The organism is Rufibacter sp. JT20002, from assembly GCF_056491185.1.
Window position 1 is genome coordinate 1 of the sequence record NZ_JBSZJY010000009.1, and the last position, 7,605, is coordinate 7,605.

Consider the following 7,605-nt stretch of genomic DNA (forward strand, 5'->3'; position numbering starts at 1 on the left):
AGGGTCTCTCTTTTCCTATCTATCCCATTCACTCAAAGAACTTCCCACCGGGCGACCCCCGGTGACTAGCGAAACCGCTTCCGGTTTCAAACCCTTCCTTCCGGAAGGGGCTGCAAAGGTAGCGACTTTCTTTGAATCTGCAAACCTGAGCGGCTTTTTTTTCTTTTTTTTCTTTCCCGGCGGCCCTGTCGGCCAGCCTTCTTTTCTGTGTTCGTTTCCGAAGCGGCTGCAAAGGTAAGAACTTTCTTTCTCTTTGCAATACTTTCGGAAAACTTTTTTTCCTTTTTTTTTCCTCCGCCCATCCGGTGGAGAAGGTCGCTGAACCTTGCCGTTCAAGCGGGGTGCAAAGGTAAGAACTTTCTTTCTCTCTGCAATACCTCAAGAAAACTTTTTTTTCCTCTTCCCCTCCGCCCTGCCGGCCAAGGAGCCCCTCCGTGGAAGGGAGTGCAAAGGTAAGAAGAAGTTCCTAACCCGCAAGGGATGCGGAAAACTTTTTTCCTCGCCTTTCGTTTCACCATGTTTGCCCTTCCGGTACCCCCCTCCTGCCGAGCGGGATGCAAAGGTAGCCAAACATTACCGCTTTCCAAGCCGAATCTTCCGCTTTCCCTTGGTTGGCACTAAGCCAGAACCGCAACGGGGTGGCGCTTAGTGCCAACCAAGGGAAAGTTTTTTCTACGGGTGGCTTTTGGTTGCGGCTCCTTATTGGAGCCTCAGACGTAACCGCTTTTGGGTGGCCGGAAGTTCCCGGGGCGGAAGAGTTTTCCTGCCTTTTCTCTTTTAAGTGGTTCCCTGCCGGAGCCTAAGCAAGAACCATGATCGGGCACCGGGAAGTTCCCTCCAATTAGCAAATTTCTGATTGGCTTTTGTTTGATTAGGCATACATATGCACTTCTGCTACTTTGTTTAAATCTGCTATAGTACTTTTACCTATATAGGGAATTAACCCACTTACAGACTGGTTTAACTCTTTAGACATTTTCTCTACTTCTACCTAAACAGAAGGGGCAAAATGGAAACCACTTTTCCCCTTCTGTTAAAATACTTCCTTATACCAGGTTTTAGATTTCTCATTTCATAATCTTACTACTCCGGTTATTGCAGTGGCTAATGCTTCCCAAGTATATTTTTTCTTCTCTTCTCGGATGTTGTCAGCCATTTCCTCAGCTTTTTCTTCTTGGTAAAATTTGTTAATAGCATCAGCTAAGGCTTCTGGCTGCACCTCTACTACATAACCTACTTTCTGATCAGGAATCATCTCAACTAAACCGCCTACTTTGGTCACAATCATTGGTACTTCAAAGTGATAGGCAATTTGAGTTACCCCACTCTGGGAGGCATGTCTATAAGGCTGAACAACAAGATCTGCTACCGAGAAGTAAGCTCTTACTTTTTCATGAGGAATGTATTCAGTCGCTTGAATCACTCTATTCTGAAGTCCTTCGTCTTCTATGATCTGCTTGTAAGTATCTGGGGCTTCGTAGAACTCCCCTGCGATGATCAGTTTCAACCCTCTTTCCTGAAGCCTTGGATCTTTCATAGCATGCAGTAGGAGATCTAACCCTTTATAGTGTCTTATAAAGCCAAAGAACAAGAGGTACTTTCCTTCCGGAAGGTTAAGCTCCTGTAGGGCCTCCTGCCTAGACATTTTTTCCCCATAAGTATCATAAATGGGATGGAAGCTACTTTGAACGGGTTTGCTTTTGTTGAATTGCTTCAGTTCCTCTGAAACCGTAGTGGACATGGTGACAAAAGCATCACAGGCATCCAAAAAGTATTTAGTAAGGGCTGTATCGCCTGGTCGCTTTTCATGAGGCACTATGTTATCTGTGAGAGCCACCAATTTAGTATGCTTGTTCCCCCTGATGATTTTGGCCACCGTGCCTAGGCTAGGACTCATGAAGGGTAGCCAGTAGCGCAGAAGAACCAAATCAGGTTTCTTCTTTTTGATTTTGTAGCCTAGGCTAATCCAAGTTATAGGATTGATAGAGCTTAACTCCTGATGAATGACCAAATCTTGCGGTAGAGGCCCATCTACAAACTGGGACTTACCTGGAAACAGAATAGACGGGTACTGGGTAGTAAAGGTAAAAATTTCAACCTGGTGCCCCATTTTCTGCCAGGTGCGCGCCAGGCTTTCATTGGAAGCGGCAATACCTCCCCTAAAAGGGAAGGCTGGACCTATGATAACAATGTAGGACATGAATTAGAACCCGATGTTATCTCTAATCAGGTATTCGTCTTTCCTCCTTCCGGCTAAGGAAATCATCTCAGCCAGGAAGCCGGCCAGAAACAATTGAACACCTACGATTACCGCCACGAGTGCTAAAAAGAAAAGGGGTTGGTCTGTGACGTCTCTCACCATTTGGTTCTTAAAAGAGTAGTACACCTTCTCTATCACCAACCAAGAGGTGATTAAGAAACCAATGAGAAATGAGATAGAGCCAAGGCTTCCGAAGAAGTGCATTGGCCGTTTCTTGAACCTGGACACAAACGTGATAGACATCAAGTCTAGGAAACCATAGACAAAACGCTCCAAGCCAAACTTAGTGGTGCCATATTTACGCTCCCGGTGCTGAACCACCTTTTCGCCTATTTTGCCAAAACCATTCCATTTAGCAATCACAGGAATATAGCGGTGCATCTCCCCGTAGACTTCAATGCTTTTCACTACTCGTTCATCATAGGCTTTCAGCCCACAATTAAAATCATGAAGTTTGATTTTGGAGATTTTGCGGGTGGCGGCGTTGAACAACTTCGTGGGCAGCGTTTTGCTTAGGGGATCGTAGCGTTTCTTTTTCCAGCCGGAGACAAGATCGTAACCGTCTTCTACAATCATCTTGTAAAGATCGGGGATTTCATCAGGGCTGTCCTGCAAATCGGCATCCATGGTGATGACCACCCGTCCCTGCGTTTCTCTGAAGCCTACATTTAAGGCAGCAGACTTCCCGTAGTTCCGGTTAAACCGGATCCCCTTGAGATTGGGGTCCTGAACCGATAGTTCCTGAATCACCTTCCAGGAGTTGTCAGTACTACCATCGTCAATTAAAATAACCTCATAAAGAAAACCGTGCAATACCATCACACGGTTTATCCATTGGGTAAGTTCTGGCAATGACTCCGCCTCGTTAAGCAGCGGGATTACCACAGAAATATCTACTCTGTTTTGCATGAATATTTTTTACTCGAACTCTGGACGGCTTCTTTTCATGATAGCCGCAATAATGAGAGACAAAAAGAAGCCTAAAATCACCGCTCCTACCAAGCCCATTACCAACATCATTTCAGGGGAGGTGAACTTCTCAGTCATACTGGCAGCCTGTTCGATTTGCTCATCGCTCATCCCTTTGTTTTCCATCTCCTCTATAGAGGCATTCCGGATTTGCTCCAATATGTTTGAATCTACAAACTTAAGGTAGATGTATGTAAAGATTCCGCTTAGAATTCCAGACACTGCCGATAGAATTGTACCGGTACCAAGGCCTTGGCCATAAGACATGAAACCGCCATTTTCTCTTTTATAGTAGGTATAAGCCATTATGATACCAATGATAGGAATGATCATGCCTAAGTAAGACACTCCTTTATTGGTATGAAGACCTGTCAGGTACAGGATGAGGCTGAAGATAATGGAGGCAAAGCCGGTGATGACTCCATACCGTACGCCTACAGAACCTGGGGTAACAGCTGGTTTGTCCATGATTGCTTGTTCGTTCATGACTATTAGTTTTGGTTTTGAGTTACTTCCTGAAAAACACGCCTAAAACGATACTTATAAAGAAACCCGCCACCATCCGATTCACGAAGCTTATTTGTGCCAAGATGTAGGGATTTAACTGATTTAAGTTGTTATAGGCATTTTTGTAATTTACCTCTCCCATCACCTGGGTCAACTCTTGCTTGGTTAACTCCATCCGTTCCTGACTCAATATAATATATTCTTTTATCATTTCTCCGCCAGTAAAAACAGAATAGATGCACAAGAGCATAGCGGTTGTGAATGCCAAGAAGAAGGCCGTTGATAAGCCAACCTTGAAAGCCTTTCCAAAACCAATCTCTGTGTCATGAAACTTCTTGAAGTATTTTATGGAGAGAAAAATGAAAACGGAAACGAAAATAAGGGTAGAGGAATACTCACTGGTATTGTCATACGGATTCTCAAACCCTGTTAGGGCAAGCGCAAGTATGTACACAAAACTTACAATGCCTCCTGTTACGCCATATCTAATGGCGGTATTCACCACAGCTCTGTCAAACATCTGTCTACTCTTCTCTAATTCTGATAAGCCGGATTCTGGGTGAATTGCCCGTTCATATAAGTGCCAAACACACATCCCTTCAGTTCACGTCCGAAGAACGGAGTGTTCCTGGCAGCTGAAGCATTCAGGCGCTCCTCAAAAACCCAGGTTTTAGCCGGATTAAAGAAAGTAAGATTGGCCGGTGCCCCTTCCGCCAGGGATGGCACCGGTAAGGATACAATCCGACGCGAACCTACGGAAAGCTTTTCAACCACGTCTCTCCAGGAGAGATGAGACGTTAACGTTTCATTGGCGATGGAATAAGCAGTTTGCAAGCCAATAATGCCGGCATCGGCTAAGTCAAATTCCAGTTCTTTTGCCTCTTCGTTCCAGGGAGTGTGGGCAGATACCAAGGTATCAATGGTTCCGTCCTGAAGTCCTTCCAGAATGGCTACTCGGTCTTCTTCGCTTCTAAAAGGAGGGATTACCTTATAATTGGTGTCAAATGGCTCAATCATCTCATCGGTGAAGGCACATTGATGCGCGGCCACATCGCAGGTGATTTGCAAGCCTTGCTGTTTGGCCGTTCTTACTGCGTTTACGCCTGCCGCGGTAGATAATTGGGTCAGGTGTAGCCGTCCATTGGTATATCTCAGCAACTGTAGATCTCTATTTATCTGTACCTCCTCAGCGATGGCGGGAATTCCCTTAAGGCCCAGCCGGGTGCTGGCGGTCCCTTCATGCATCTGGCCTCCGGTCGATAGTTTTCTGTTTACCGGCTGGTTTATTAAAACTCCCCCAAAAAGCTTTAAATATTCCAAAGCTTTCAAAACGGTGTCCTCTGCCTGCAGAGAGTCCGACCCATCCGAGAAGGCGATGGCACCAGCTGCTTGCAGGTCTAATATCTCTGATAAATCTTTCCCATCATTGTCATGTGTAACGGCGGCAATAGAATGCAAACGCACAAACCCAAAGGCCGAAACATGCTTGAAGTACTCTACGGCTGAACGGGTCTGGACCACAGGGTTCACGTTAGGCTGGCAGGCCACCTCCGTAAAACCACCATAGGCAGCAGCTTTTACAAAGTTCTGCAAAGTCTCCCGATGCTCATAGCCAGGTTCCCCGGTAAAAGCGTTCAAATCAAACCACCCAATGGAGCAATATAGCCCCTGTGCTGGAATGGTATGGACGTCTGCCGCCTCAATGGAAGGAGCTATTTGTTTTATCTGCCCACCTGTTAGGAGAAGATCTACTGTTTGCCCATCGAAGGCGGATGAGGTATCAACTATGGTAACCGCTTTAAATAAGAGATCCACTTTTCTTAGTGCTTAAAATGACAGCCTCTATCACGAGACACATAAAACACAATATTAGGCAATATTTCCAAAGGGATGAGGTCCCAGCTTCCTTTTGCAGTTGTTTTTGCAAGGATACCCTCTCCTTTGGCGCGATGACTTGCACGTTCTCCCCATGATCGGCCAGCATCTCTTTCAACTCATCCACCGAGTAACCTTCTAACTTTGACTCAGCGCGTGGAATGTTCATGGCTATCTGTGAAATAGGTTTTCCATCTCTAAGAAGATCGTAGAACCCTGGGGTACTTACATCATTAGGAAGGGTCATGAACAATTGATTCTGTCTTATTCTTTGGTCCGGGATAAACGTCTGATCATCCAAACGCAAAGCATACGGTTGTTTAGAGGCAATAGCATCTGTCAGTGGAACTGTAATGCTCCCATTGTTAGGCTGATGAGACAAAGGGGTATTAGAGGAGTTTGTAGATAAAGCTAGTTGATACAAAACTGGTACAAAGAGAGGGTGCGCCACCATAGCGGAGGCGGGAGTGATAGGGGCTGCAAACAAATAGATGTTTCCATTCCCCACTCTGAAGGTACTCAGAAAAGGAGAGTTATCTGTAAACCGTAAAATGGTATGAAAGGAGCTTTGCCATCTTAGCACGGGTTTAGCTTCTGGCATTTTCATGTTTTTGACCTCCTTTTCAAAAATCTGCTTGAAAAAGGCATCAGACAAGTCAGGCTGCTTTAGTGGTTTTGCAATTAGCTCTTTGTTCTCCTCGCTGATCCCCCTTAATCCAATGCTAGCCAGAAAACCTAAAGATGCCTGCTGAGTGGTAGCGCCAGGAATAAGCAACACCGATCCACCACTCTCAACCCAAGACTTAACCTCCGTTGCTAAGGCAGTAGTGCTTCCTGAAGTTGGAATATCCAAAACCCAAATCCGGGAGGAGGTATCTTCTGATCTAGAAAAGGTAAAAGCCGGTTCTGCCTTGTAGGCCTGAATGACAGGGTCATTACTTCCTAAAGATCGATTTACCCTAATGTAGATAGAGGAAGGTTTAGGAAGAAGGGTGAAGTACTGGTTATCAAAAGGGGTAATTGGATCTTCTACCGAAAAGGTGATCTGCCTAGCTTCCTTTTTAGTAAGGGGAATTTTGAAGTGTGTTATAACTTTTTGGGCTGGATCAAGCAGCATCTGGGTAGCTCCAACCAACTGGCTTCCTTCAGACGCAGTAACCTTTACTTGGCTGCTTTTATCTAAGGAACTTCCAGCGATCCGCACTGCCAGGCCTGCTAGAGCTCCGGGCATCAAAATGGGTTGTTCCAGCCAAATGGAGTCAATATATACATTAGGAACATTTTCCGTGGCCAAAGAAACCAAGGTAAGCCGTTGGTCTTTAGGTAGTCTTTTCAACACCTCAGCAGAATAAGTAGACTTCTGAAAGTCAGAAAAGATATAAGTGTTGGTAGATCTACTTTTATCTGCTATCTCTCCCAACAATTCATCTGCAGTTGCAAAAGAAGTAGCCCCCCCTTGGAAAGTAGAATCTGTACTTGAGCTATTCTCCTCTAAGTTTCTAACATTACTGATTGCTCCTCTTAGAATGTTGTTCCCCGAAGACAAAGCTAGATCTGCCTTTGTGATCCTTTTCTCTTCAGAGGAACTTTGCATACTCCATGATTTATCCAATACAATGGATACATCCTCTGGAGACACAGCAGAATTGCTCCTATTTTGCAAAAGAAACAAAAGAAAGGCGCCTAATGCAGAAGAGACAAACAGGAGTCTTAATAAGAGAAGAAGATAGTTATTGATTTTACGAACAGACCGAGTTCTAGAAATCAGGGCTGTTAAAAACTGGATGTGGGAAAAATCTAGCTTTTGCCTCAGTCTTAGTCCGAAGAAATGAATGAAGATTAGAAGAGTGGCAGCAATTGCTGTTCCAGAGATTAGAGGAAGCATGTACTAAAAGCTGATGATATGTGAAGGTACATAATTGCTTTTAGAACTAATAACTTGAGATTTTGGTATACTCCCCCTCCTTCCCTCCCTTGCCCTTTCCCAAAAATGA

The 7,605-nt window shown here is 44.9% G+C and carries 7 protein-coding genes; 1 reads left to right on the forward strand and 6 read right to left on the reverse strand.

Going from position 1 to position 7,605, the window contains the following annotated elements:
• A partial coding sequence (locus ACW9SV_RS22415) for a hypothetical protein (protein ID WP_479559022.1) occupies nucleotides 1-238 on the forward strand: 238 nt, incomplete at its 5' end.
• 834 nt (nucleotides 239-1,072) lie between these two features.
• Here the strand turns inward: ACW9SV_RS22415 and ACW9SV_RS22420 are convergent.
• Genes ACW9SV_RS22420 through ACW9SV_RS22445 form a run of 6 tightly spaced genes read right to left on the reverse strand, consistent with a single transcriptional unit; the run spans nucleotide 1,073 to nucleotide 7,496 of the window.
• Entirely contained in the window at nucleotides 1,073-2,200 is a 1,128-nt protein-coding gene (locus ACW9SV_RS22420) for a glycosyltransferase family 4 protein (protein WP_479559023.1), read from the reverse strand.
• A 3-nt stretch (nucleotides 2,201-2,203) separates the two neighbouring features.
• Nucleotides 2,204-3,169, reverse strand: a complete 966-nt coding sequence (locus ACW9SV_RS22425; RefSeq protein WP_479559024.1) for a glycosyltransferase family 2 protein — start codon at nucleotides 3,167-3,169, stop codon at nucleotides 2,204-2,206.
• Nucleotides 3,170-3,178: 9 nt separating this feature from the next.
• Entirely contained in the window at nucleotides 3,179-3,715 is a 537-nt protein-coding gene (locus ACW9SV_RS22430) for a DUF4199 domain-containing protein (RefSeq protein WP_479559025.1), read from the reverse strand.
• Between the two features lie 22 nt (nucleotides 3,716-3,737).
• Complete coding sequence (locus ACW9SV_RS22435; protein ID WP_479559026.1) at nucleotides 3,738-4,256, reverse strand: DUF4199 domain-containing protein; 519 nt, start codon at nucleotides 4,254-4,256, stop codon at nucleotides 3,738-3,740.
• A gap of 14 nt (nucleotides 4,257-4,270) precedes the next feature.
• Nucleotides 4,271-5,551 (reverse strand): dihydroorotase, encoded by a 1,281-nt coding sequence (locus ACW9SV_RS22440; RefSeq protein WP_479559027.1) that lies wholly within the window; start codon nucleotides 5,549-5,551, stop codon nucleotides 4,271-4,273.
• The gene (locus ACW9SV_RS22445) at nucleotides 5,535-7,496 is read right to left on the reverse strand and encodes a BatA domain-containing protein (protein ID WP_479559028.1); all 1,962 of its coding nucleotides are present in this window, start codon (nucleotides 7,494-7,496) and stop codon (nucleotides 5,535-5,537) included. Before ACW9SV_RS22445 ends, ACW9SV_RS22440 begins: the two co-directional genes overlap by 17 nt.
• Nucleotides 7,497-7,605 lie beyond the last annotated feature (109 nt).

Excerpts from the sequence above, each read along its gene's own strand:
- ACW9SV_RS22420 (WP_479559023.1), bottom strand. The coding sequence starts at position 2,200 with ATGTCCTACATTGTTATCATAGGTCCAGCCTTCCCTTTTAGGGGAGGT.
- ACW9SV_RS22425 (WP_479559024.1), bottom strand. The coding sequence starts at position 3,169 with ATGCAAAACAGAGTAGATATTTCTGTGGTAATCCCGCTGCTTAACGAG.
- ACW9SV_RS22430 (WP_479559025.1), bottom strand. The coding sequence starts at position 3,715 with ATGAACGAACAAGCAATCATGGACAAACCAGCTGTTACCCCAGGTTCT.
- ACW9SV_RS22435 (WP_479559026.1), bottom strand. The coding sequence starts at position 4,256 with ATGTTTGACAGAGCTGTGGTGAATACCGCCATTAGATATGGCGTAACA.
- ACW9SV_RS22445 (WP_479559028.1), bottom strand. The coding sequence starts at position 7,496 with ATGCTTCCTCTAATCTCTGGAACAGCAATTGCTGCCACTCTTCTAATC.